Source organism: Mesorhizobium australafricanum, assembly GCF_033977265.1.
Lineage (GTDB): Bacteria > Pseudomonadota > Alphaproteobacteria > Rhizobiales > Rhizobiaceae > Mesorhizobium > Mesorhizobium australafricanum.
Genome location: NZ_JAVIIT010000014.1, coordinates 80,510 through 104,995, shown reverse-complemented (window position 1 = coordinate 104,995; position 24,486 = coordinate 80,510). Strand labels below are relative to the sequence as shown.

The following is a 24,486-nucleotide window of genomic DNA, read 5'->3' as shown; positions in this document are numbered from 1 at the left end:
TCTTTCCCCGCCTAATTCGCCGAAAAGACGAGGTGACGTTACGGCTGCCTGGTCGATTTGTAGACGTTGACGCCAAGCTCGCGGATCTTCTTGCGCAGCGTGTTGCGGTTGAGCCCCAGAAGCTCGGCCGCCTTTATCTGGTTGCCGCGCGTCGCCGTCATCGAAGCCAGCACCAGCGGATACTCGACCTCGGCAAGGATGCGCTGGTACAGCCCGGCCGGCGGCAATTCGCCGGCAAAGGAGGCAAAATAGCGCTGCAGGAAATGCTCGACCGCCTGGCCGATCGACAGATCGTCGGGGATGAGCGCGCCGCCGTCGGGCACGACCGGCCTATCGCCGGTCTTGAGCTCGGACTCGATGATCTCCGATGAAATCTCGTCCTGGGAGTAGAGGGCGGCCAGCCGGCGCACCAGGTTTTCGAGCTCGCGCACGTTGCCCGGCCAGGGATAGCGCTTCATAAGCTCGATGCCGCCGGTCGAAATGCGCTTGGTCTGCAGGCCCTCGCTGGCGCCCTGCTTGAAGAAGTGCCGCACGAGATCTGGAATGTCCTCGGAACGCTCGCGCAGCGCCGGCAGCCTCAGCGGCACGACGTTGAGACGATAGAATAGATCCTCGCGGAACAGGCCCTGGTTGATCAGCGTGCGCAGATCCTTGTTGGTGGCCGCAACGATACGCACGTCGGTCTTGATCGGCGTGCGTCCGCCGACCGTGGTGTATTCGCCCTGCTGCAGCACGCGCAGCAGCCGGGTCTGCGCTTCCATCGGCATGTCGCCGATCTCATCGAGGAACAGCGTGCCGCCCTCCGCCTGCTCGAAGCGGCCGCTGGAGCGGTTCTGGGCGCCGGTGAAGGCGCCTTTCTCGTGGCCGAACAGCTCAGACTCGATGAGGTCGCGCGGGATCGCAGCCATGTTGATGGCCACGAACGGACCGCCGCGACGGCGGCCATATTCGTGCAGCGCACGCGCCACCAGTTCCTTGCCGGTGCCGGACTCGCCGCTGATCATGACCGTGAGATCGGTCTGCATCATGCGCGCCAGCATGCGGTAGATGTCCTGCATGGCGGCCGAGCGGCCGACCAGGGGCATCGTCTCCGGCTGGTCTTCCGCGCGGGCATCGAGCTTCGGTCGCTTCGGCTCGGCCAGAGCCCGGTTGACGATGTTGAGCAGTTCGGTGAGGTCGAACGGCTTCGGCAGATATTCGTAGGCGCCGGTCTCGGAGGCGCGGATGGCGGTCATGAACGTGTTCTGCGCGCTCATGACGATGACCGGCAGCTCGGGCCGCGCCTTCTTGATGCGCGGCAGCATGTCGAAGGCGTTTTCATCGGGCATCACCACGTCAGTGATGACGAGATCGCCCTCGCCCGCCGCAACCCAGCGCCACAGCGTCGAGGCGTTGGAGGTGACGCGCACCTCGTGGCCGACGCGCGACAGCGCCTGGTTGAGCACGGTGCGGATGGCTGCATCGTCGTCGGCGACCAGAATATTGCCGCGAACGCTCATTTGCGGTCTCCTTCAGCTTCATCGCCCGAGCCTGGCGAAGTCTCCTTCCAGGCAGGCAGCAGGATGCGAAACGTGGTGCCGCGCGGCGTCGAATCGCATTCGATGATGCCGCCATGCTCGCCGACGATCTTGGCGACCAGGGCCAGCCCAAGGCCGGAACCATTCGGCTTGGTGGTGATGAACGGATCGAACAGGATCGGCAGGATGTCCTCGGAAACGCCGGGGCCGTTGTCATGCACGCAGAATTCCAGCGGCAACGAGACACGGTCCTGCGTTCCAGGCACGGAAACGCGGATGCCCGGACGGAAGGCCGTCGAGAGCATGATCTCGCCTTGCGGGTCCGCGCCGATGGCCTCGGCGGCGTTCTTGACCAGATTGAGGAAGACCTGAATCAGCTGATCGCGGTTGGCGAAGACCGGAGGCAATGATGGATCATATTCCTCCAAAATCTTGATCCGCCTTGCAAAACCGTTCTTGGCGATCGCCTTCACATGATCGAGCACGACATGGATGTTGACCGGATAGCGCTCGATCGGCCGCTCGTCGGAAAACACTTCCATGCGATCGACCAGCGAGACGATGCGGTCGGTCTCGTCGGTGATCAGGCGGGTCAGCGCGCGGTCTTCATCGGAAGCCGAAAGCTCGAGCAATTGGGCGGCGCCACGGATGCCGGAGAGCGGGTTCTTGATCTCATGCGCCAGCATGGCGGCAAGACCGGTGACGGAGCGCGCCGCACCGCGATGCGTCATCTGGCGGTCGATCTTGTCGGCCATCGACCGTTCCTGGAACATGACGACGACAGAGCCCGAAAACTCCGGCACCGGCGCGACATAGAGATCGACCATCTTCTCGATGCCGAGGCGCGGCGACGACACGTCGACGCGATATTCGTTGACCGGCGCACCACGCTCGCGCACCTGATCGACCAGCGTCAGCAGCGGGCTGCCGAACGGCACCAGCTTGGACAGCGTGTTGCGGGCGAGCATGGTTGCGCTGGAGCGGAAGAAGTCCTCGGCATCCGCATTGGCGAAAGTGATAAAGCCCTCGGGATCGACCATGATCACCGGGCGGCGGATGGTGTTGAGCACGATGTTGGCTGCGTCCGCCACCTGCTGTGGAACATCAGCCTTCATGCCGCGCTCCGCAAGCTGATCGATGGCGAGCTATCGGCGAGCACGCGGTGCAACTCGGCAGTGACTTCACCCGGCTCGACGGAAGTGAGGATGCGTTTGCGCTGCTCTGCGCAAGCTCGGGGAGCATGACGGTCGAGATACCAGCCGAGGTGTTTGCGCGCCTGCCGGAGACCGCTTTCGATGCCGTAGAGCGAGAGCATGTCCTCGTAGTGCGAGACGACGTAATCGGCGAGCGCTTCCGGCGCTTGGGGAATGCCTTGTGTGCATGTTCCGGCCGCGGCTGTCGCAACGCCGCCTGCGATCCATGGCGCGCCGTAGTGCGCGCGGCCGATCATCACCGCGTCGGCGCCGGATTGCTCGAGGATTGTCGCAGCCTCTTGCGGCGAGCCGACATCGCCGTTGGCCACGACCGGGATGGAGACAGCTTCCTTGACGCGGGCAATGGCGCGCCAATCGGCCTTGCCCTGGTAGAACTGACAACGCGTGCGGCCATGCACGGTCACCATCCTGACACCCGCCTGTTCGGCGCGGCGAGCCAGCATCGGCGCGTTCAGGGCGCTTTCGTCCCAGCCGAGCCGCATCTTGACCGTCACCGGCACCGAAACGGCGCCGACCACAGCCTCGATCAGCGAAAGTGCGTGGTCGAGATCGCGCATCAGTGCTGAACCGGCATAGCCGCCGGTCACCTTCTTTGCCGGACAGCCCATATTGATGTCGATGATATCGGCGCCCTCGCCCGCCGCGATACGCGCGCCCTCGCCCATATGGACCGCCTCGCGCCCGGCAAGCTGCACCATATGCACAGGCAGGCCGGAATGACGGATGCGCAGGTCGCATCCGGCCCTGCCCCTGGCCAGTTCGCCGCTCGCCACCATTTCCGACACGACCAGCCCGGCGCCATGCGCGTGGGCGCGCCGCCGGAACGGCTCGTCGGTGATGCCCGACATCGGCGCCAGGAAAACGCGATTGCGGATTCTCACGCCGCCGACATCGAGTGGCGAAGCCAAAGTGGTCAGTTCAGTCATGCACAAAAACCAAGCATGTACGATCGTTGCACATTCTCTAGCCAGAAGTCTGGCATTGTGCAACGCGCAATGACGTCACATTAAGGCGCATTTTGGAAAATGCTGGCCTTCGGCCATCACCCCGACTAGGACCGATCGGAATGAGCGAGGCAAGCGAAAAGCAAGCGGCAGGCCCGAGCGGCGGCATCGGGGTGGTGATCGTCGCCGCCGGCCGTGGCGCGCGCGCCGGACAGGCCGACGGTCCGAAGCAATATCAGCGCATCGGCGGTCGTGCCGTCATCGCGCATACGCTGGATATCTTTCTCTCCCATCCGATGATCGGCTCGGTGGTCGTGGCTATCCACGGCGACGATGCCGAGCTTTTGCAGCACGCGGCGGGGGTGCACGCCGAACGTCTCATCACGGTTATCGGCGGCCCTTCGCGCCAGGCCTCCGTCCGGCTCGGCCTTCTGGCACTGAGGGACCAGGCACCCGCAAAAGTGCTGGTTCACGATGCCGTGCGCCCGTTCGTCGACGCCGGGCTGATCGACCGCACCATCGAAGCCATCGGCGAGCGCCAGGGCGCGCTGCCGGCGCTGCCCGTTGCCGACACGCTGAAGCGGGAATCGGCCACCGGCATGATCGATGAGACGGTATCGAGAGCCGGCCTTCATGCCGCGCAGACGCCGCAGGGCTTTCCGTTCTGGCCGCTGCTTGCCGCACATGAGAAGGCGCATCATCTGGGCAAGACGGAGTTCACCGACGACGCGGCGATCGCCGAATGGGCACATATACCGGTCAAGATCGTTCCCGGATCGCCGGACAACGTCAAACTCACCTGGGCAAGGGATATTGCATTGGCCGACCAACGGCTCTTGAGCGCGCAGCAGCGCTTCCCGGATATCCGGACCGGCAATGGCTATGACGTGCATGCGTTCGAGCCGGGCGACCATGTCACCTTGTGCGGCGTCGCCATTCCCTACGAGCGAAAACTCTCCGGCCATTCCGACGCCGATGTCGGGCTGCACGCGCTGACCGATGCGCTGCTCGCCACCTGCGGCGCCGGCGACATCGGTACGCATTTCCCGCCGTCGGACCCGCAGTGGAAGGGTGTGGCCTCGAAGATCTTCGTAGAGCACGCGGCAAAGCTGGTGCGCGAGCGCGGCGGCCGCATCGCCAATGCCGACATCACGCTGATCTGCGAGGCGCCGCGCGTCGGGCCGCATCGCGCGGCGATGACGCAAGCGCTTTCGGCCATGCTCGGGATTGCGCCCGAGCGCATTTCGATCAAAGCGACGACCAACGAGAAGCTCGGCTTTGTCGGGCGCGGTGAAGGCATCGCCGCAATCGCCACGGCCAGCGTCGTCTATCCGGGCGAGGTGCCGGCATGAGCAACGCTGAACTCGCAAACGCACTGCTTCAAGCCTGCCAGCAGCGCGGCATCATGCTGGCGACGGCCGAGAGCTGCACCGGCGGCCTGATCATCGCCGCGCTGACCGACATCGCCGGCTCTTCCGCCGTGGTCGATCGCGGCTTCATCACCTATTCCAACGAAGCCAAGATGGAGATGCTCGGCGTCTCCGCCGCCACGCTCGACGCGCATGGCGCGGTCTCGCGCGAGACGGTTCTCGAAATGGCGGCGGGCGCATTGGCGCATTCGCAAGCCAGCCTCTCGCTTGCCGTCACCGGCATTGCCGGCCCTGGCGGCGGCTCGGCGGAAAAGCCGGTCGGTCTCGTCTGGTTCGGGATAGCGCTGGCAGGCCAGCCGATTGTCGCCGAGCATCAGCTGTTCGGTCACAAGGGCCGCGAATTCATCCGTCACGAGACGGTGCGGCACGCACTGCAGCTGGGTTTGCGCGTTCTGGGTAAAGATTAGGCTGGTTTCGGTCCGTAGATCACGTCGGCGCGTTTCTCGAAGGCTTCCGAGAACATGCGGAAGGCGCGGTCGAACATCGTGCCCATGACCGCGCCCAGGATGCGGCTCTTGAACTCATAGTCGATGAAGAAATGCACCTCGCAGCCGCGCTCGGCGGGATCGAAACGCCAGATATTGCTGAGATATTTGAACGGGCCGTCAATGTATTTGACATCGATGGCGTGCTCGGCCGGATTGAGCAGCACCTGCGTCGTGAAGGTCTCGCGGATCGCCTTGTAGCCGATGCTCATGTCGGCAACCAGGATGGTGCGCCCGTCTCGCTCCTTGCGCGAGCGTATGGTGAGCGATTCACAGAGCGGCAGGAATTGCGGGTAGGTCTCGATGTCGGCAACCAGCGCGAACATCTCCTCCGGCGTATGCGCAACGCGGCGTGTCGCCTCGAATTTCGGCATTGAAGGTCAGCTGGCCTTCTTGAGCTGCGCCTCGCGCGCCGCGCGCAGCCTGGCGAAATCCTCGCCGGCATGGTGCGAGGAGCGCGTCAGCGGGCTCGACGCCACCAGCAGGAAACCCTTTGTCTTGCCGACCGTCTCGTAGGACTTGAACTCGTCGGGCGGGATGAAGCGGATCACCGGATGGTGCTTCTTCGAAGGCTGCAGGTACTGGCCGATGGTCATGAAGTCGACATTGGCCGAACGCAAATCGTCCATCAATTGCAGCACCTCGTTCCGCTCCTCGCCGAGGCCGACCATGATGCCGGATTTGGTGAAGATCGACGGGTCGAGCTCCTTGACCCGCTGCAAAAGCCGAATCGAGTGGAAATAGCGGGCCCCGGGACGCACCGTCAGATAATTCGACGGCACGGTTTCGAGATTGTGGTTGAAGACGTCGGGCTTGGCCGCAACCACGATTTCGAGCGCGCCGTCCTTGCGCAGGAAGTCGGGCGTCAGAATCTCGATTGTGGTCGAGGGCGTGGCCGCGCGGATGGCGCGGATGACATCGGCGAAATGCTGCGCGCCGCCGTCGGCAAGATCGTCACGGTCGACGGACGTGATGACGACGTGGCTTAGCCCCATCTGCTTGACGGCGTGCGCGACGCGCGCCGGCTCATCGGCATCGAGCGCGGTCGGGATGCCGGTCGCGACATTGCAGAAGGCGCAGGCGCGCGTGCAAATCTCGCCCATGATCATGAAGGTGGCGTGCTTCTTGTCCCAGCATTCGCCGATGTTGGGGCAGCCGGCCTCTTCGCAAACCGTCACCAGCTTGTGCGATTTCACGATCTCGCGCGTTTCGGCATAGCCCTTCGAAACCGGCGCCTTGACGCGGATCCAGTCGGGCTTGCGCAGCACTTCCTGGTCGGGCCTGTGCGCCTTCTCGGGGTGCCGCGGGCGCGGCCGGTTGGCGATCGTGTCTACGACTGTGACCATGTCAAACCCTTCGCGGCCGCGATTTCGACAGCCGCCCGTCTTTCGTCATCTAAGACTTTTCGAGGCAAAGAAAAAGGCCGTGGAGGCGCATGCCGCCCCGGCCTTTTTCGCATAGCGGTGTTCGTCTAGCGGCGAACAAGCCGTCCCACGAAGATCAGCAGGCAGGCGCCGATGAAGCCGGTTATCAGGTAGGCGACCCAGCCGACGCCGAACGACTGGATGTTGAGAGCCTGCAGGATCGCGTTCAGCACCACCGCGCCGACGATACCCATGATGATGTTCATGAAGATGCCGGTGTTGCTCTTCATGACCATCTCGGCGAGCCAGCCCGCCAGACCTCCGACGATGATGGCTGCGATCCAGCCGACGCCATTCAAATGCATGTGCCAATTCCTCCTCGATCAGGTGAAAATGCATCCGGATATGAACTGCCTTGCCGTCAGATTTCTCCGGCTGCCGCAGGTGAGTCTCACGCAGCCAATCTATCACCGATTGGCCATTTATCACCGATTGGTGATTTATCATGCGTTCAAAGCGCGGCCATAGGCGTCGAGCACGCTCTCCTTCATCATCTCCGACAGGGTCGGATGCGGGAAGATCGTGTGCATCAGCTCTTCCTCGGTCGTCTCCAGGTTCATTGCCACGACAAAACCCTGGATGAGCTCGGTCACCTCGGCGCCGACCATATGCGCGCCAAGCAACTGCCCGGTCTTCTTGTCGAAGATGGTTTTCACGAAACCCTGATCCTCGCCGAGCGCGATGGCCTTGCCGTTGGCGCTGAACGGGAAGCGGCCGACGCGGATATCCTTGCCTTCGGCCTTGGCCTTCGCTTCCGTCAGGCCGACGGAAGCGACCTGCGGGCTGCAATAGGTGCAACCCGGGATCTTCAGCTTGTCGATGGCGTGCACGCCCGGGAAATTGGCTATCTTCTCGATGCAGACGACGCCTTCGTGCTCCGCCTTGTGGGCAAGCATCGGCGGTCCGGCGACGTCGCCGATGGCGTAGACGCCGGGCACATTGGTCTTGCCGTAGCCGTCGGCGACCACGCAGCCGCGGTCCGTCTTCACGCCGAGCGCCTCGAGGCCGAGGTTTTCGATGTTGCCCTGTACGCCGACGGCCGAGATCATGCGGTCGGCGGTGATCTTCTCGACCTTGCCGCCCTTCATCTCGACATGCGCGGTGACCGAATTGGCGCCCTTTTCAACCTTGGTCACCTTGGCTTCGAGGATGATCTTCATCCCCTGCTTCTCGAACTGCTTCTGCGCGAATTTCGAGACTTCGGCGTCCTCGACCGGCATCACCGCCGGCAACAGCTCGACCACCGTCACGTCGGCACCCATGGTGCGGTAAAAAGAAGCGAATTCGATGCCGATGGCGCCCGAGCCCATCACCAGCAGCGACTTCGGCATTTCCTTCGGAACCATCGCTTCGAAATAGGTCCAGATCAGCTTGCCGTCCGGCTCGATGCCGGGCAGCGCGCGCGGCCTGGCGCCGGTCGCCAGGATGATGTGCTTGGCGGTGTAGGTGCCCTCGCCCTTGACGCCTTTCGGCACCGGCGGCTGCGGTTCCATCGCCTTCTTCGCGGTCTTCGAAACGACAACCTCACCAGGCTTCGAAAGCTTCGCTTCGCCCCAGATGACGTCGACCTTGTTCTTCTTCATCAGGAAGCCGACGCCGGTGTTGAGCCGCAGCGACACCTTTCGCGACCGGTCGACCACGGCGGCCGTGTCGGGGCTGACCTTGCCGCCTTCAAGCTTCAGGCCGTAGTCCTTGAGGTGATCCGAATAATGCATGATCTCGGCCGAGCGCAGCAGCGCCTTGGTCGGTATACAGCCCCAATTGAGGCAGATGCCGCCCAGATGCTCGCGCTCGACGATCGCCGTCTTGAAGCCGAGCTGGGCGGAACGCACCGCCGTGACATAGCCGCCGGGGCCTGAGCCGATAATGATGACGTCGTAGGATTCAGACATTTTATGGTCCTTATTGAAGCAAGGCTTCACCGAAAGAAGGCTTTGGTATCAACCATGGCTCGTGTGTCGGCATCGGAGGCCTGAAAGCTGGCTCATTCATCAGTATCGAAAGAGCATGAAAAACCCAGAGTCCCACAAATGCGCAGCCTGCAAGAAGCGGACCTCGACGGCCTTGCGAACGCACGGCCAACAACAGTCCGATGATCAGAAATGCATCGACCATCATGTCGCTAGCATCACGCGCACCAACGGTGCCAGCGCCTTCCCGATGTTTCGCGTGTTCTCGGCATCGAGATGGACGCCGTCGAGCGGCGTGGTTGTTGCAACCGTGCCGGCGTCGAAGAAGCCGCAGCCGGCCTCATCGGCCAGCAGTGAATATTGCGGTGCCAGCCGCTTCGAAGCGTCATCGCCGCCGGCGAACATTTCCTTGAATTCGGCATTGTCGGTACGCGAGACAGTGGGCGGCGCGACGATGAGCATCTGTGGTGCCGGCCATTCGAACGGATAGTCGTGACCGCGCACGATATCGATCAGCCGCTGCATGCCTTGCTTGGCTGCGACCGGATTGCCGTGGATCCACGGCTTCATGTCGTTGGAGCCGAGCATGACGATGACGAGATCGAGCGGCGCGTGGCTGGTCAGCATCGTCGGCAGGACGCGGGCGCCGTTGCGATCGGCGCCGGCCAGATGGTCGTCAAAGGCCGTGGTGCGGCCGTTGAGACCTTCGGCGATGACCTCGATATCGCCGCCGAGCTCGGCCCCAAGCACGCTCGGCCAGCGGTCCTCCAGCGCATGGCGGCCGAGGCTGGCGGCGTCGTAGCCCCAGGTCAGGGAGTCGCCGTAGCACAGAATTGTCTTCACGCCTTTGCCCCGCTTCTACCAACACCTGTTTGGATGCGCCACCAGCCCGCCGGCGAAGCCGGAAAGGACGAAGGCAAAAAGGCTGGTGAAGAATTTCCGCACCGCCTTTTCCTTCTTACACCAGCATGCCCATCGGGTTTTCGATCATGTGCTTGAAGGCGCCGAGGAGTTCCGCGCCAAGCGCGCCGTCGACGGCGCGGTGATCGGTCGAGAGCGTCACCGACATCACATTGGCAATCTTGATCTCGCCGCTCTTGACCACCGCGCGCTGCTCGCCGGCGCCGACCGCCAGGATCGTCGCGTGCGGCGGGTTGATGACGGCGGCAAAGTCCTTGATGCCGAACATGCCAAGATTGGACACCGCCGTGGTGCCGCCCTGGTATTCTTCCGGCTTCAGCTTGCGGCTCCTGGCACGGCTCGCCAGGTCCTTCATCTCGTTGGAGATGGTGGACAACGTCTTTTCGTCGGCATGACGGATGATCGGCGTGATCAGGCCGCCGGGGATCGACACCGCGACGCCGACATCGGCGTGCTTGTGCTTGACCATGGCGCTGTCGGTCCACGAGGCGTTCGCATCCGGCACCGCCATCAGCGCCATGGCCATCGCCTTGATGACCATGTCGTTGACCGAGAGCTTGTAGGCCGGCGCCTCACCCTTTTCGGTTTTCTTCATCGGTGCCGCCGCGTTGAGCTGGGTGCGCAGCGCCAAGAGCGCATCGAGCTCGCAGTCGAGCGTCAGGTAGAAATGCGGGATGGTGGTTTTGGCTTCGACCAGGCGCCGCGCGATCGTCTTGCGCATATTGTCGTGCGGCACCAGTTCGTAGGAGCCTTCGGCGAACAGCTTCAGCACCTGGTCGTCCGACATAGGCTTGGGCGCGGTGGCCGGAGCGGACGCTGGGGCGCCTGCCGGCGCCTTCGCCGCCGGTGCGGCCTTGGCGCCGCCGGAAGCGATCGCCGCCTCGACGTCGACCTTCACCACGCGACCATGCGGGCCGGAGCCGGTCAGTGCCGTTACGTCGACGCCGGCATCCTTGGCGATGCGGCGGGCCAGCGGCGAAGCGAAGACGCGGTCGCCAGAGGCGTGCCCGTTGGCGGCGGGAGCGGGCTCGGCGTTCGCCGGTGCGGGCGCCGTAGCGGCCGCTGCCGCTTTCGGCGCTTCCTTGGGCGCCTCGGCCTTCGGAGGCTCGGCCTTGGGTGCCTCCGGCTTCGACGCGGCATCGCCACCGCTCCTGGCCGCGGCGCCGGCATCCTCGCCTTCACCGGCCAGGATGGCGATCAGCGCGTTGACCTTGACGCCTTCGGTGCCGGCCGGAACCACCAGCTTGGCGACCGTACCTTCGTCGACGGCCTCGACCTCCATCGTCGCCTTGTCGGTCTCGATCTCGGCGATCACGTCACCGGGCGAAACCTTGTCGCCTTCCTTCACGAGCCACTTGGAAAGATTGCCTTCTTCCATGGTGGGCGACAGGGCCGGCATGGTGATGTTGATAGGCATCGCTCACTCCTGGATGAATTTGAACAGGCCGCGCATGACCGTCAGCGTGGCGACGATGAACACCGGTGGCAAGACACCGAAATGGAAACTGCTTTTGCTCATTTCCAGGCTCATCATGGCGCCTGTCTGGTCGACCTGAGCGGAGCCGGTCGCAACAATGGCGAGAACAAGCGAGGCCGCGCCGCTGAGCATCAACAGGATCGCGTCAAACCTGCCCGTCATGGAACGCACCAAAAAGGCAATCGCGACGGTGGGAACGATGACAGCAGCCAAAACCCAGAAAGACGGCATTGGCGTTGCCCCCTAGCGATAGGTAACGGCTTTGACGGCCTCGACGACCTCGCCGACATTGGGCAAAGCCAGCTTCTCGAGGTTCGCCGCGTAAGGCATCGGCACGTCCTTGCCGGCAATGGTGATGACCGGCGCATCGAGGAAGTCGAAGGCGCGCTGCGAGACCTGGTTGGCGATGTGGTCGCCGACCGAACTCTGCGGAAAACCTTCCTCGACCACCACCAGCCGGTTGGTCTTCTTCACCGAGGCGATGATCGTATCGAAGTCGAGCGGGCGAATGGACCGCAGGTCGATGATCTCGGCATCGATGCCCATGCCGCGCAGTTCGGCTTCCGCCTTGACCGCATAGGTCATGCCGATGCCGAAGGAGACGAGGGTGACGTCCTTGCCTTGCTTGTGGATGCGCGCCTTGCCGATCGGCAGCACGAAGTCATCGAGCTTCGGCACGTCGAAGGACTGGCCGTAGAGGATCTCGTTCTCGAGGAAGATGACCGGGTTCGGATCGCGGATCGCGGCCTTGAGCAGGCCCTTGGCGTCGGCTGCCGTGTAAGGCATCACCACCTTCAGGCCTGGAATGTGGCTGTACCAGGCGGCGTAGCACTGCGAGTGCTGCGCGGCGACGCGGGCGGCGGCGCCGTTCGGGCCGCGGAACACGATCGGCGCGCCCATCTGGCCGCCAGACATATAGAGCGTCTTGGCGGCCGAGTTGATGATCTGGTCGATCGCCTGCATAGCGAAGTTGAAGGTCATGAACTCGACGATCGGCTTCAGCCCGGCCATCGCGGCACCCACACCGACGCCGGCAAAGCCGTGCTCGGTGATCGGCGTATCGACCACACGGCGCGGGCCGAATTCCTGCAGCAACCCTTGAGTGATCTTGTAGGCGCCCTGGTATTCGGCGACCTCCTCGCCCATGACGAAGACATCGCCGTCGCGGCGCATTTCCTCGGCCATGGCGTCGCGGAGCGCCTCGCGCACAGTGGTCGAGACCATCTCGGTGCCGGCGGGGATGTCGGGGTCGGCGGCGACTTCCGTTTTCGGCGCGGCGGCGACAGGTGCCGCGGCCTCGCTCATGGCTGCGGCTGGCGCTGGCGCCGGCGCTGCGGCCTCAGGCTTGGCAGGCTCTTCTTCGCCGATGCCTTCGCCGGCCTTGTCCACGTCTTCGCCGTCGACGGCAAGCACGGCGATCACCGCGTTGACCTTGACGCCTTCCGTGCCGGCGGGAACCACGATCTTGGCGAGCGTGCCTTCGTCGACGGCTTCGACCTCCATCGTCGCCTTGTCGGTCTCGATCTCGGCGATGACGTCACCGGCGACGATCTTGTCGCCTTCGTTCTTCAGCCATTTGGAAAGATTGCCCTCTTCCATGGTCGGGGAAAGCGCGGGCATGAGAATTTCGATCGGCATGTCCTTGCCCTCTCCTTAGAGTACGATATCGGTCCAGAGCTCGGACGGATCCGGCTCGGCGTCGTGCTGGGCGAATTCGGCGGCGTCGGCGACGATGTCGCGGACTTCCTTGTCGATGGCCTTGAGCTCGTCCTCGCTCGCCCACTTCTTGTCCATCAGCCGCGCCTTGACCTGTTCGATCGGGTCGTGCTCGGAGCGCATCTTCTGCACTTCTTCCTTGGAGCGGTACTTCGCCGGGTCGGACATCGAGTGGCCGCGATAGCGGTAGGTCTGCATTTCGAGGATCAGCGGACCGTTGCCGGCGCGACACCATTCGGTGGCAAGATCGGCCGCCGACTTCACGGCGCGGACGTCCATGCCGTCGACCTGGATGCCGGGGATCTTGAAGGAAGCGCCGCGATGCGAAAAGTCGGTCTCGGCCGACGAGCGCGATACGGACGTGCCCATGGCGTAGCGGTTGTTCTCGATGATGTAGATCACCGGCAGCTTCCACAGCGAAGCCATGTTGAAGCTTTCATAGACCTGGCCCTGGTTGGCGGCGCCGTCGCCGAAATAGGTCAGCGAGACATTCTTGTTGTCGCGATAGCGATTGGCGAAGGCGAGGCCGGTGCCGAGCGACACCTGCGCGCCGACGATGCCGTGGCCGCCATAGAAATGCTTCTCCTTGGAGAACATGTGCATGGAGCCGCCCTTGCCCTTCGACAGGCCGCCGCGGCGCCCGGTGAGCTCGGCCATGACGCCGCGCGGCGACAGGTCCATCGCCAGCATGTGGCCATGGTCGCGATAGGCGGTGATCATCTGGTCGCCTTCGATCAGCGCCATCTTCATGCCGGTGACGACGGCCTCCTGGCCGATATAGAGATGGCAGAAGCCGCCGATGAAGCCCATGCCGTAGAGCTGGCCGGCCTTCTCCTCGAAGCGGCGGATCAAGAGCATGTGCCTATAGGCGGAAAGCTCTTCTTCCTTGGTGAAATCCGCCGGCTTCGGCGCTGACAGATTGGGCTGTTTGTCGGATCTGGATTTGGCGGGCGCTTTTTTGGCGGCGGTGGCCATGCGTCACTCCCTGTTGGCGTCTCTTTGCGGACATTCGGGAGAGATCGATCGTCTCCCCACCGATTTCTGGGAAGCTAACACGCAAGGATGCATTGCGCCATGCTGAAAAATGCATGGCTGGCATGCATCTAAGCGATTAGAATCGTTGCAAATAATGACGATTAACCGAATTTCGGTTATTTCGTCGAGGCAGGCAGCATGATGGTGATTTCGTCGGGATGGGACAGATTGAGCCCCTTTCGGGCCTGCTCGTCAAGCATATCCTTCTCCAGCGTGCCTTCATGCATCAGCTGGACACGGCGCTCAAAGTCGATCCGGCGCGCCTTGACGGCATCGAGTTGTGCCTGCAATTCGACCTTTCGAGCCTCAAGCCTGTACTTGGAATAGATGCCGAATTCGCCGTGATAGGCATGGAAGCCGAAATAGGCCAGGAACAGCACGCAAAGCGAGGGGATGATCAGCCTGCCGGTGTTTCTCTGCTTGTGCTGACGTGTCCACATGACCCCGAACCCTCGCGGCCGCGAACGCAAGCGGCCATGAGTCGTATTTCGCCCGATTGTGCTTAATGGACAGTTACGGGCGGCCCGATCCGGGATCGCTGGAAACGAAAAAGGGCGGGAATGCCCCGCCCCTTCCGGATTGTTCGAATAGGCTGGATCAGCCTTTGACCACCGACTTGCCGGCGTAGCGCGCCTGCTTGCCGAGCTCTTCCTCGATGCGGATGAGCTGATTGTATTTGGCCATGCGGTCCGAACGCGACAGCGACCCGGTCTTGATCTGTCCGCAATTGGTGGCGACGGCGAGGTCGGCGATGGTCGAATCCTCGGTCTCACCCGAGCGGTGCGACATGACGGCGGTGTAGCCGGCCTTGTGCGCGGTCTCGACCGCGTCGAGCGTCTCGGTCAGCGAGCCGATCTGGTTGACCTTGACCAGGATCGAATTGGCGACGCCCATGCGGATGCCGTCGCGCAGGCGCGCCGTGTTGGTGACAAAGAGGTCGTCGCCGACGAGCTGGATCTTCTTGCCGATCAGATCGGTCAGGATCTTCCAGCCTTCCCAGTCGTCCTCGGCAAGGCCGTCCTCGATGGTGATGATGGGATAGTCGGAGGCGAGCTTGGCGAGATATCTGGCCTGCGCCTTCGGGTCGCGGGTCTTCTTCTCGCCCTCATAGACATAGTTGCCGTCCTTGAAGAACTCGGTGGCGGCGCAGTCGAGGCCGAGCGCGACGTCCTCGCCCGGCCTGAAGCCGGCCTTCTCGATCGATTCCATGATGAAATCCAGCGCTGCCGGCGCACTTTTCAGGTTGGGGGCGAAGCCGCCCTCGTCGCCGACATTGGTGTTGTGGCCGGCATCCTTGAGCTTCTTGCGCAGCGTGTGGAAAATCTCCGAGCCCCAGCGCACGCCGTCGCGCAACGTCGGCGCGCCGATTGGCAGGATCATGAATTCCTGGAAGTCGATCGGGTTGTCGGCATGCGCGCCGCCATTGATGATGTTCATCATCGGCACCGGCAGAATGTGCGCCTTGGTGCCGCCGACATAGCGGTAGAGCGGCAGGCCTGCGGCTTCCGCCGCGGCCTTGGCGACCGCCAGTGACACGCCGAGGATGGCGTTGGCGCCGAGGCGGCTCTTGTTCGGCGTGCCGTCGAGCTCGATCATCGTCTGGTCGATATGGATCTGGTTCTCGGCTTCCATGCCGCCGATCGCCTCGAACAGCTCGCCGTTCACGGCCTCGACCGCGCGCTGGACGCCCTTGCCCAGATAGCGCGGTCCGCCGTCACGCAATTCGACCGCCTCATGCGCGCCGGTCGATGCGCCCGACGGAACCGCGGCGCGGCCCATCGAGCCGTCCTCAAGCACCACATCGACCTCGACGGTCGGATTGCCACGGCTGTCCAGGATTTCACGCCCGACAATGTCGATGATGGCGGTCATTTGCGATGTCCCCGATTGATCGATTGAAGCGTCGCGACCCTCTTAGCCAAAGCGGAGCAAAAGGCAATCGGCGGGGCCGCAATTATTGCCGCGCGCACGATTCACGAAGCGCAAATTTCTGTCATCATAAGTCATGCCCACTGCGCGACCTTCTCATCTATGGTCGCCTTCGCGCGGGGCGAAACAGGAGGAGTTTCGCCATGTCCCAGTTGAGCGGTATCGTGAGTTTGTTCCTGATCGCGGCGGCGTTCCTGACGTCATGCGACGATCAGAAGCCCCAGCAGAGCTCGGCAGAGCTATCGACCCTCCAAGCGGCGCAATAGCACCAAGCTGAAGGGCTCCCGGCCTGCCGGGAGCCCTTCGATTTCCGTGTGCCGGTCAGTGCGTCAATGCCAATAGGGCTTCACATGGTAATATTGGAATGAGGCATCGCGAGCGGCTTCACCGTCCGCGCCGGTCAATTCGTCGATCGAATATGCCGGCGCGGCCTGGAGCTGCTCCTTGGTGAATGGCACGACGTAGCCGCCTCTGTCCTCGTCATAGTCGAGGGTCGCCCACGGAATGGCGTGGTACTTCTCGCCCATGCCGAGAAAGCCGCCGAAACCGATCACGGCGAACATGATGCCGTTCGACATCTTGTCGAGCATGACGTCTTCGATGCTGCCGATGCTCTTGCCTTCGGTGTTATAGACTGACGTGCCGATGACGCGCGAGGCGGCAATGGCTTCGGTATGCCCGGACGGGGTGGTCATGGTGGTGCTCCTCTCGGTTGAATGCCTGCACTGACAATGAGAGGAGCGGGCGAAGGTTCCCAGACTTTTGTGCTCAGCTGTCGGTGAGAATGAAGGTGACCTTCATGTTGACCCGGTAAGCCGCGATCTTGCCGTCCACGACCACGATCTTCTGGTCCTGGATCCAGGCACCCTCGACGTTTTTCAGGGTCTTTGCGGCGCGCGCGATGCCCTTTTCGATGGCGTCCTGAAAGCTCTTCTTGGACGACGACGTGATTTCGGTGACGCGGGCAACAGACATGGCTTCCTCCTGCCAGGACGCTCAGTTACGCAAAGGAGCGTATCGCCGGCTCAGCGTAATCACAAGCCGGCGCAGGGTCGGTTCAGCCGCCGGTATCAGAGCCCCTTGGCGATGCGGTCGAAAGCCATCAGCTTTTCCAGCAGCGCCGGCATGTCCTTCAGCGGCACCATGTTGGGACCATCGGAAGACGTCGAGTTGTCCGGGTCCTGATGGGTTTCGATGAAGACACCGGCGACGCCGACGGCAACGGCAGCGCGCGCGAGCGTCTCGACAAAGCGCCGTTCGCCACCCGAGGAGCCGCCCTGCCCGCCCGGCTGCTGCACGGAATGGGTGGCATCGAAAATCACCGGAGCGCCGATCTCGGCCATGATCGGCAGCGCGCGCATGTCCGAGACCAGCGTGTTGTAGCCGAAGGAGGCGCCGCGCTCGGTGGCCAGCACGTTCGGGTTGCCGGAGCCGGTGATCTTGGCGATCACGTTCTTCATGTCCCAGGGCGCAAGGAATTGGCCCTTCTTGACGTTGATGACCTTGCCGGTCTTGGCCGCGGCCACCAGCATGTCGGTCTGGCGCGACAGGAAGGCCGGGATCTGCAGGACATCGACATGCGGGGCGACGATCGCGCATTGCTCCTCGGTGTGGACGTCGGTCAGCACCGGAAGGGCGAACTCTTTGCGCAAATCGTCGAAGATCGGCATTGCCGCATCGAGCCCGGCGCCGCGCGTCGCCGACAGCGAGGTGCGGTTGGCCTTGTCGTAGCTGGTCTTGTAGACGAGGCCGATGCCCAGCCGTTGCGTCAGTTCCTTCAGCGCGCCGGCCATGTCGAAGGCATGCTGGCGCGATTCAAGCTGGCACGGGCCGGCGATCAGCGACAGCGGTGCATTGTTGGCGAAGACGACCTTGCCGACGGTTACCGATGCATTGGGCGCCAGGGGCTTGCTCATGGGATCTCCCGGAAGATGAAGGCGGCACCCTGCCCGGGCGCCGGCGGAACGACGATATCATTGCCGCTCATGTCGTGATCGATTGCGCCTGTCGCAAGCGCGCGTGCGGCTGAAGCTTTGTCGCGGATCGAGAATATAATCGCCTGAAACCGCAGATGCGATGAGGGCTGGGCGGCCAGGCCGAAGCGCTGCGCGTAGCTTTCGGACGTGACGACGCTCAGGATCGCATTCGGCAGCCGCACCGCGTCGTCACCCGCCCCCAACTCGGCGGCAACCGCGTCGGTGGCGATAGAGATCAGTCCGATCTGCGCGGAAGGTGCATCGCTGACCGCGATCACTTCGACGATGCCGGTTACGCCATTGGCATGGGCCTGCAGCGCCGTGCGGTCGATGTTTGGCGCATTGATGCGTTGGGTGGCAAAGAGGAAGGCATCCATTGTCTCTTTGCCAGATGCGAAGGCGAGCTTGAACGATGCCGTGTCGCTCCTGCCGTTTGGATCGGTGAAGGCGCGCGAGAAGCTCAGCGTATTGCCGGCCGACAGGCCGGCTTCAAGATAGCGCGTGTGGTCGGCGTCGGCATTGCCCGTGCCGAGGGCGACGGCGGAAAAACCGTCGTCGCCCAGCCTGTCGCGATAGAGGCGATCACGCGCGACGAAGACATTGCCCGAGCCGATCGCCTGTGCGGCTATGGCTTCATTGCCCACTGCCAGAGGCTCCAGATAGGTGCCGTCGACGAAAAAGACGCAGGCGTTCTCGGTTCCGAAAGGATGGACGCCGATCGGTGCGACGACAAAACCGAGCGAGGCCAGACGCGTACGCGCGGCGTCGAGGCTCCGTACCGGCAACACCAGATGGTCGAGTGGATGGGCGGATTTTTTGATCATGCCGGCGCGGTGTGCCCCATTCCGGCCGGCGGTTCAAGAGCACTGGACCCACGGAGCGCGCCGCCGCGCGGGCAGTTCAGGCCGCGGCCACGACATCGGCCGAATAGCGCAGTTCGCGCAGCGGCTTCACCTTGCTGGTCGTATCGGCATAAATCGGATGCGCCTTGTAAGCGGCAAGAGCCGCCTCGTCCTCGAACTCGGCATAGACGACCACATCGATCGCGTTGGAGAACAGATCGACCTTGGTGTTGAGCGTCACCTCGAAATGCCTCGAGTGCGGAATCCTGCCGAGCGCCAGCAGGCCCGAGCGCACAGCTTCGACATCTTCCTTGCGCCGCACGCTGAAGAAAACGATGTGCCGGATCAATCCAGCCTCCCTGGTCGTCGGTTCAGCGGTGTTTCTGTGGGAGCAATGCCTGGGCGTCAACCGGCAACGATGTCGCGCCCGCGATGCAAAATTGGCGAGCCCTACCCGGTGACGTAGCGCACTATGCGCGACATTTCCCGGACGGTCACATCGAGATAATGGCCATGATTATAGAGGCCATCCCAGATCAGGAAGAAGGTGATGGCGGCGATGACGATCACATAACGCATGGCTGAAACTATCGCATGTGAACGGCCGGAACCAGAGTAGGGACGTCAGCGATTGATCGAGTTAACTGCTTTTTGCCTGGGACCGCATTCCATCAGCCGCAGCGCCGACGCGTCGATGAAGCCGGCGACAGCGAGAAGATCAGCTCTTGTCGTCGTCGCCCTGTGTGATCAGCCGCGCGCTACGCTGTCCGGTGAGGTATATCCATAGCCAGCTAAGTGACACCGCGAGCCGGTTGCGGAAATCGATCAGGAAATAGATGTGGGCAATGCCCCAGAGCCACCAGGCGAGCCAGCCGGTGAGCTTGATCCAGCCGAAATCGATCGCGGCGGCGCGCTTGCCGATTGTCGCCAGGTCGCCGGCATGGCGGTACTGGAAAGGACGCGTTGCGGTGTCGCCGGCAAGTCGCGCCTTGATCGTCGCGGCAACATGCTTGCCTTCCTGCTTGGCCGAGGGCGCCACACCCGGCACCGGCTTTCCATCCGGCCGCAACACATGTGCAGTGTCGCCGATGACGAAAATGTCGGGACTGCCCGGCACCGTGAGGTCGGGCTCGACCAGCACCCTGCCCGCCCGATCGGCCGCCGCCCCCAGCCACTCGGCCGCCGGCGAAGCGGCAACGCCAGCCGCCCAGATGATCGTCCTTGCCGGCAGGTGCTTGTCGCCGAAGACGACGCCTTCGGCATCCAGTTGAGTGACGGGGCGCCCGAGTTCGACGGTGACGCCGAGCCGTTCGAGCGCCTTTTGCGCATAGGCCGACAGCTGCGGGGCGAAATTGGCCAGGATCCGGTCGCCGGCCTCGATCAGGACGACGCGCGCCTGCCGCGTGTCGATGTTGCGGAATTCGCCGCGCAACGTGTCATGCGCAAGCTCGATGATCGTACCGGCGAGTTCCACGCCTGTGGGACCGCCGCCGACAATAACCAGCGTCAGCAGTGCCTGCCGCTTGGCCGGGTCCGTCTCGCGCTCTGCCTGCTCGAAGGCAAGCAGGATGCGGCGGCGGATCGTCGTGGCGTCCTCGAGCGTCTTCAGCCCCGGCGCGAAAGGCTCCCATTCGTCATGGCCGAAATAGGCATGGCGCGCGCCCGTGGCGAGCACCAGCGTGTCGTAGGGAATAGAGCTGCCGTCTTCGAGGAGCACGCGTTTGCCTGCGCGGTCGACGCCGGTGACATTGCCCAAAAGGGTCGTCACGTCCTTGCGCCTGCGCAGCAGATGGCGGATCGGCCAGGCGACCTCAGAGGTTGCGAGCGACGTCGTTGCCACCTGGTAAAGCAGCGGCTGGAACAAATGGTGGTTGCGTTTGTCGATCATGGTGATGCGCACCGGAACACCGGCCAGGGCGCGGGTGAGCTCGAGACCGCCGAACCCGGCGCCGACGACAACGACCTTATGCTCGGTTTCGCTCATTTCATTCCACCTCGCCAAGTGCGATCGCCGCCCATGATGTAGGTATTTTTGTGCGCTGCAACAATATTGCATCCGGCAATGATCATGCCCGGGAGTCGTCGCGCGGCGTCGTGAATGCACATGCGACCACAAAAGGGCGAGTATAGCGTGAAACAAAACGACAGGAGCCAAGCATGGCCGACAACCGCGATGACGAAGGGCCGGCACAATACGCTTCACCACCCTGCTTTATGCATGAACTCGACCCGGAATACCGGGAGCCGCTCTCCGATTGGTCGGATGTCAGGCGATGGCGCGAGGCCGAGCGCGAGCGGCTCATCGGCGCCCGCCTTGCCGTCTCAGCCGATGCGCGCACCGCAATGTCGGCGCGCATTGCGGGCGGCCTCGATGCGCTGATCGGAGACATAGCCGGCCGGATGGTCAGCCTCTACTGGCCTTTTCGCGGCGAGCCGGATTTGCGTGGCTGGATGGCCTCGATCAACGAGCGTGGCGGCCGCACCGCGCTGCCTGTCGTCATCGAGAAGGGACAACCGCTGGTGTTTCGCGCCTACAAACCGGGTGACCGGCTTGAAAAGGGTGTCTGGAACATTCCGATCCCGGCCGAGGGCGATCCGGTGTTGCCCGACATCGTGATTTCGCCGATCGTCGGCATCGATCCCGGCAAGTATCGGCTGGGCTATGGCGGCGGCTTCTACGATCGCACGCTGGCGGCAATGCCGTTCAGGCCGCTCGTCATCGGTGTCGGCTACGAATTGCAGCGCATCCCGACCATCTATCCGCAGCCGCACGATATCCCGATGACGACCGTGGTGACGGAGGCGCTTAGCAACGCCTAGGCCATCTCAGGCCGCAGGCCGACCGCCGTGCGATCGACGATCTCGCGCAGCGCGAAGGACGAGTTGATCTTCGTCACATGCGGCATGGCCGACAGCCATTCCTTGTGGATGCGCTCATAGTCGACGAGATCTTTCGCCGCGATGCGCAGGATGTAGTCGTATTCGCCTGACATCAGGTGGCAGGAGAGCACGTTCGGACAGCGCTTGATCGCCGCCTCGAAATCCGACAGCGTCTTCTCGAATTGGCCTGACAGCGATATATGCACGATCGCCGTCATCTGGTGGCCCAGCGCGGTGTTGGAGAGCCGCGCGTGGTAGCCGCGGATGGTTCCGGACTTCTCCAGATTGTCGAGCCTGCGCGAACAGGCCGATTGCGAGAGGCCGACCTTCTCGGCAAGCGCCGCATTGGGTATCCGACCATCCTTCTGCAAAGTCTCCAGAATGGCGATATCAATCCTATCGAGCGGCATTTTTCGTGGTTCCTGCGAATTTATAGCCATTTCGCGCAACGATTATCGAAGAACGGTCATTGCCGCAAGTGCATTCGCAAACACATACGGAACGATTTGTGGTTGACTGCGGTTACGGCGTGTCCGCCTCCACATTTGGAGCCGGCGGCATGCACGAGTGACAGGGAGAGCGCCCCTTGAAGGGCGCGGACAGGAGAAGAAAGATGCGCGTCGGCTGCCCCAGGGAAATCAAGAACCATGAATATCGCGTCGGCCTGACGCCCGGCTCGGTCCGCGAATATGTCGCGCATGGCCACGAAGTGCTGGTCGAGACCGGAGCGGGCGCTGGTATCGGCGCCGACGACAACGCCTACCGCGCAGCCGGCGCCACCATCGCCAAGACGGCCGCCGACGTGTTCGCCAAGTCGGACATGATCGTCAAGGTCAAGGAGCCGCAGCCCAACGAATGGATCCAGCTGCGCGACGGCCAGATCCTCTACACCTATCTCCATTTGGCTCCGGATCCGGAGCAGACCAAGGGTCTTCTCGGCTCAGGCGTCACCGCGGTTGCCTATGAGACCGTGACCGACGATCGCGGCGGCCTGCCGCTGCTCGCGCCGATGTCGGAAGTCGCCGGCCGCCTGTCGATCCAGGCCGGCGCCACGGCGCTGCAGAAGGCCAATGGCGGCCGTGGCGTGCTGCTTGGCGGCGTGCCTGGCGTGCTGCCCGGCAAGGTCACCGTGCTCGGCGGCGGCGTCGTCGGCCTTCATGCGGCCAAGATGGCGGTTGGCCTCGGTGCCGACGTCACCATCATCGACCGTTCGATCCCGCGCCTGCGCCAGCTCGACGACATTTTCGGCGGCCGCGTCCATACCCGCTACTCGACCGTCGAAGCGCTGGAGGAAGAATGCTTCTCGGCCGACGTCGTCATCGGCGCTGTGTTGATCCCCGGCGCCGCGGCGCCGAAGCTCGTTACCCGCGAAATGCTTTCCGGCATGAAGAAGGGCTCGGTGCTGGTCGACGTGGCGATCGACCAGGGCGGTTGCTTCGAGACCTCGCATGCCACGACCCACGCCGATCCGACTTATGAGGTCGATGGCGTCATCCATTATTGCGTCGCCAACATGCCTGGCGCCGTGCCGGTCAGTTCGGCGCATGCGCTCAACAACGCGACGCTGCATTACGGCCTGCAGCTTGCCGACAAGGGCCTCAAGGCGCTGGTTGACGATCATCACCTGCGCAATGGCCTCAATGTCCATAAGGGCAAGATCACCAACCGCGCCGTCGCCGAGGCGCTCGGCTACGAAATGGTCGAGCCGAAGGCAGTGCTTGCCGCCTGACAAGTTCGTAAAACCTTCTTCCAGTCGCCCGCCGGTCATTCCGGCGGGCTTTTTTGTTGCGCGGAAACCAATGCATGTCGCCCAGAAGTGTGCGCGGTTCTGGGACAACGACATGCATAAAAACAAGGACTTAAAGCGCGTCGCCTAAATCGGTTTCAATGCGACGCGCTTTAAGTCCCGTCGAGAAATCCGGGCAACAAAAAAGCGGAGCAAAAGCCCCGCTTCCTCGGTGTTGCGACCTGCCGCCGGTCCATCCGCGGTCGACAAATCATCAACCATTGCTTTTTAGCGCGGTAGTACGACGGGAATACGACAGTTTTGAAATGCGCCCGGTTTTGATCTTCCCGGCCATTATGCGTGCTTGTGTGAAATGCTTCACATTCGCTGCGCGGGAAAGTTGCCTAGAGACGTGCCGTTACTGGCGGCCTGAGCTGCTTGCCGGGTCGGGCAAGTCCGGCCCGGACAGCACTTGCCGACAGCTTCTGTCACAGACCCTCCAACGGCCCGCCAGACCATCGGCGGGCTTCTTTTTTGTTTGGGTCATGCCCGCTCGATGCGGCATTGATAGCAGTTGTTCCGCGCCGAGCGGACATGGATGTAGGCGATATCGTCGCGGGCAAGCAGCGTCTCCGCGCGGGCGGCAATATCGCCCGTCGGCGTGACGGCGCCGGTGCCATAGACGATGCGATCGTCTATGTCATACCCCCTGACGATATAGTCGCTGCCTTCGAGCATCTCCGGCAGCGCTTCCGCTTCCGCGGCGCGCTCGCATTCCTCGGCATGCAGGAAGATCGGGCCGGTTTCGGCATAGGGCTGCAGTTGCGGGAACGGCCGGTAGGCGACGATCAGGTAGCCTTCGCCTGCCGCAACATTCTTCATGCAGTGCCTGCAGGGCACGCCGTCGCCGTCGGAAATCCGGTGTTCGGGAGTGCGGCCATAGGCATCGGGCCCTCCCTGCTGCAAGGCGCGCACGGCTTCGGTCGGCAAGGCTTTGAAGTGGATGCTCATGGCAAAATCTCCGGTGTCGATATCCGGAAATTATGCGTCGAAGACGGTG

General features: G+C 63.2%; 27 protein-coding genes. 4 read left to right on the top strand and 23 right to left on the bottom strand.

Translation table 11 applies throughout. The features are described 5' to 3' along the window. Positions 1 to 38 precede the first annotated feature (38 nt). From ntrC to dusB, 3 genes are read right to left on the bottom strand one after another with little or no spacing between them, the layout of a single operon-like run. Entirely contained in the window at positions 39 to 1,499 is a 1,461-nt protein-coding gene (gene ntrC / locus RFM98_RS23940) for a nitrogen regulation protein NR(I) (protein WP_320311113.1), read from the bottom strand. Then, positions 1,496 to 2,632: a two-component system sensor histidine kinase NtrB gene (locus RFM98_RS23935; protein WP_320311112.1), complete on the bottom strand. Its 1,137-nt coding sequence runs from the start codon at positions 2,630 to 2,632 to the stop codon at positions 1,496 to 1,498. Before RFM98_RS23935 ends, ntrC begins: the two co-directional genes overlap by 4 nt. Next, positions 2,629 to 3,657: a tRNA dihydrouridine synthase DusB gene (gene dusB, locus RFM98_RS23930; protein WP_320311111.1), complete on the bottom strand. Its 1,029-nt coding sequence runs from the start codon at positions 3,655 to 3,657 to the stop codon at positions 2,629 to 2,631. The genes RFM98_RS23935 and dusB overlap by 4 nt, the downstream gene beginning before the upstream one ends. 140 nt (positions 3,658 to 3,797) lie before the next feature. On the opposite strand from dusB, the gene RFM98_RS23925 reads away from it, so the two are divergent. After that, on the top strand, positions 3,798 to 5,027 hold the full coding sequence (locus RFM98_RS23925; RefSeq protein WP_320311110.1) for a bifunctional 2-C-methyl-D-erythritol 4-phosphate cytidylyltransferase/2-C-methyl-D-erythritol 2,4-cyclodiphosphate synthase: 1,230 nt from the start codon (positions 3,798 to 3,800) through the stop codon (positions 5,025 to 5,027). Further along, positions 5,024 to 5,512 carry a CinA family protein gene (locus RFM98_RS23920; RefSeq protein WP_320311109.1) on the top strand — a complete coding sequence of 163 codons (489 nt, stop codon included), beginning with the start codon at positions 5,024 to 5,026 and terminating at the stop codon, positions 5,510 to 5,512. The genes RFM98_RS23925 and RFM98_RS23920 overlap by 4 nt, the downstream gene beginning before the upstream one ends. Here RFM98_RS23920 and RFM98_RS23915 read toward each other — a convergent pair. The 18 genes from RFM98_RS23915 to RFM98_RS23830 all read right to left on the bottom strand — a co-directional run bounded on the left by RFM98_RS23915 (position 5,509) and on the right by RFM98_RS23830 (position 20,804). Then, positions 5,509 to 5,964: a type II toxin-antitoxin system RatA family toxin gene (locus RFM98_RS23915; RefSeq protein ID WP_320216835.1), complete on the bottom strand. Its 456-nt coding sequence runs from the start codon at positions 5,962 to 5,964 to the stop codon at positions 5,509 to 5,511. The genes RFM98_RS23920 and RFM98_RS23915 overlap by 4 nt on opposite strands. A 6-nt stretch (positions 5,965 to 5,970) precedes the next feature. Further along, a complete protein-coding gene (gene lipA / locus RFM98_RS23910; RefSeq protein WP_320311108.1) occupies positions 5,971 to 6,936 on the bottom strand; it encodes a lipoyl synthase in 966 nt (321 codons plus the stop codon). A gap of 125 nt (positions 6,937 to 7,061) precedes the next feature. Then, positions 7,062 to 7,319: a GlsB/YeaQ/YmgE family stress response membrane protein gene (locus RFM98_RS23905; RefSeq protein ID WP_027170010.1), complete on the bottom strand. Its 258-nt coding sequence runs from the start codon at positions 7,317 to 7,319 to the stop codon at positions 7,062 to 7,064. Positions 7,320 to 7,457: 138 nt separating this feature from the next. Further along, positions 7,458 to 8,906 (bottom strand): dihydrolipoyl dehydrogenase, encoded by a 1,449-nt coding sequence (gene lpdA / locus RFM98_RS23900; protein ID WP_320311107.1) that lies wholly within the window; start codon positions 8,904 to 8,906, stop codon positions 7,458 to 7,460. Positions 8,907 to 9,128: 222 nt separating this feature from the next. Further along, positions 9,129 to 9,767, bottom strand: a complete 639-nt coding sequence (locus RFM98_RS23895; RefSeq protein WP_320311106.1) for an SGNH/GDSL hydrolase family protein — start codon at positions 9,765 to 9,767, stop codon at positions 9,129 to 9,131. 115 nt (positions 9,768 to 9,882) lie between these two features. Continuing rightward, positions 9,883 to 11,262 carry a pyruvate dehydrogenase complex dihydrolipoamide acetyltransferase gene (locus RFM98_RS23890; protein ID WP_320311105.1) on the bottom strand — a complete coding sequence of 460 codons (1,380 nt, stop codon included), beginning with the start codon at positions 11,260 to 11,262 and terminating at the stop codon, positions 9,883 to 9,885. Between the two features lie 3 nt (positions 11,263 to 11,265). After that, on the bottom strand, positions 11,266 to 11,553 hold the full coding sequence (locus tag RFM98_RS23885; RefSeq protein WP_320311104.1) for a hypothetical protein: 288 nt from the start codon (positions 11,551 to 11,553) through the stop codon (positions 11,266 to 11,268). 12 nt (positions 11,554 to 11,565) lie between these two features. Further along, positions 11,566 to 12,960, bottom strand: a complete 1,395-nt coding sequence (locus RFM98_RS23880) for a pyruvate dehydrogenase complex E1 component subunit beta (protein WP_320311103.1) — start codon at positions 12,958 to 12,960, stop codon at positions 11,566 to 11,568. 15 nt (positions 12,961 to 12,975) lie between these two features. Further along, a complete protein-coding gene (gene pdhA / locus RFM98_RS23875) occupies positions 12,976 to 14,013 on the bottom strand; it encodes a pyruvate dehydrogenase (acetyl-transferring) E1 component subunit alpha (protein ID WP_320311102.1) in 1,038 nt (345 codons plus the stop codon). 176 nt (positions 14,014 to 14,189) lie between these two features. Beyond that, the gene (locus tag RFM98_RS23870) at positions 14,190 to 14,513 is read right to left on the bottom strand and encodes an FtsB family cell division protein (protein ID WP_320311101.1); all 324 of its coding nucleotides are present in this window, start codon (positions 14,511 to 14,513) and stop codon (positions 14,190 to 14,192) included. Between the two features lie 157 nt (positions 14,514 to 14,670). After that, positions 14,671 to 15,945 carry a phosphopyruvate hydratase gene (eno, locus tag RFM98_RS23865; protein WP_320311100.1) on the bottom strand — a complete coding sequence of 425 codons (1,275 nt, stop codon included), beginning with the start codon at positions 15,943 to 15,945 and terminating at the stop codon, positions 14,671 to 14,673. 386 nt (positions 15,946 to 16,331) lie between these two features. Beyond that, the gene (locus tag RFM98_RS23860; RefSeq protein WP_320311099.1) at positions 16,332 to 16,697 is read right to left on the bottom strand and encodes a PRC-barrel domain-containing protein; all 366 of its coding nucleotides are present in this window, start codon (positions 16,695 to 16,697) and stop codon (positions 16,332 to 16,334) included. Positions 16,698 to 16,770: 73 nt separating this feature from the next. Next, positions 16,771 to 16,977: a dodecin family protein gene (locus tag RFM98_RS23855; protein WP_320311098.1), complete on the bottom strand. Its 207-nt coding sequence runs from the start codon at positions 16,975 to 16,977 to the stop codon at positions 16,771 to 16,773. A 95-nt stretch (positions 16,978 to 17,072) separates the two neighbouring features. Further along, on the bottom strand, positions 17,073 to 17,918 hold the full coding sequence (kdsA, locus tag RFM98_RS23850) for a 3-deoxy-8-phosphooctulonate synthase (protein WP_320311097.1): 846 nt from the start codon (positions 17,916 to 17,918) through the stop codon (positions 17,073 to 17,075). Then, positions 17,915 to 18,802 carry a VOC family protein gene (locus RFM98_RS23845; RefSeq protein WP_320311096.1) on the bottom strand — a complete coding sequence of 296 codons (888 nt, stop codon included), beginning with the start codon at positions 18,800 to 18,802 and terminating at the stop codon, positions 17,915 to 17,917. Before RFM98_RS23845 ends, kdsA begins: the two co-directional genes overlap by 4 nt. Before the next feature lie 76 nt (positions 18,803 to 18,878). Further along, positions 18,879 to 19,169 carry a Dabb family protein gene (locus tag RFM98_RS23840; RefSeq protein ID WP_320311095.1) on the bottom strand — a complete coding sequence of 97 codons (291 nt, stop codon included), beginning with the start codon at positions 19,167 to 19,169 and terminating at the stop codon, positions 18,879 to 18,881. A gap of 101 nt (positions 19,170 to 19,270) precedes the next feature. After that, a complete protein-coding gene (locus RFM98_RS23835; protein WP_320217745.1) occupies positions 19,271 to 19,399 on the bottom strand; it encodes a hypothetical protein in 129 nt (42 codons plus the stop codon). Positions 19,400 to 19,538: 139 nt separating this feature from the next. Next, positions 19,539 to 20,804: an NAD(P)/FAD-dependent oxidoreductase gene (locus tag RFM98_RS23830; protein WP_320311094.1), complete on the bottom strand. Its 1,266-nt coding sequence runs from the start codon at positions 20,802 to 20,804 to the stop codon at positions 19,539 to 19,541. 173 nt (positions 20,805 to 20,977) lie between these two features. On the opposite strand from RFM98_RS23830, the gene RFM98_RS23825 reads away from it, so the two are divergent. Then, on the top strand, positions 20,978 to 21,640 hold the full coding sequence (locus RFM98_RS23825; protein ID WP_320311093.1) for a 5-formyltetrahydrofolate cyclo-ligase: 663 nt from the start codon (positions 20,978 to 20,980) through the stop codon (positions 21,638 to 21,640). Here RFM98_RS23825 and RFM98_RS23820 read toward each other — a convergent pair. Further along, complete coding sequence (locus RFM98_RS23820; protein WP_320217742.1) at positions 21,637 to 22,110, bottom strand: Lrp/AsnC family transcriptional regulator; 474 nt, start codon at positions 22,108 to 22,110, stop codon at positions 21,637 to 21,639. The genes RFM98_RS23825 and RFM98_RS23820 overlap by 4 nt on opposite strands. Positions 22,111 to 22,313: 203 nt before the next feature. On the opposite strand from RFM98_RS23820, the gene ald reads away from it, so the two are divergent. Further along, positions 22,314 to 23,429 carry an alanine dehydrogenase gene (ald, locus tag RFM98_RS23815; RefSeq protein ID WP_320311092.1) on the top strand — a complete coding sequence of 372 codons (1,116 nt, stop codon included), beginning with the start codon at positions 22,314 to 22,316 and terminating at the stop codon, positions 23,427 to 23,429. A gap of 540 nt (positions 23,430 to 23,969) precedes the next feature. Here the strand turns inward: ald and RFM98_RS23810 are convergent. Beyond that, complete coding sequence (locus RFM98_RS23810) at positions 23,970 to 24,437, bottom strand: DUF1203 domain-containing protein (RefSeq protein WP_320311091.1); 468 nt, start codon at positions 24,435 to 24,437, stop codon at positions 23,970 to 23,972. Between the last annotated feature and the right edge of the window lie 49 nt (positions 24,438 to 24,486).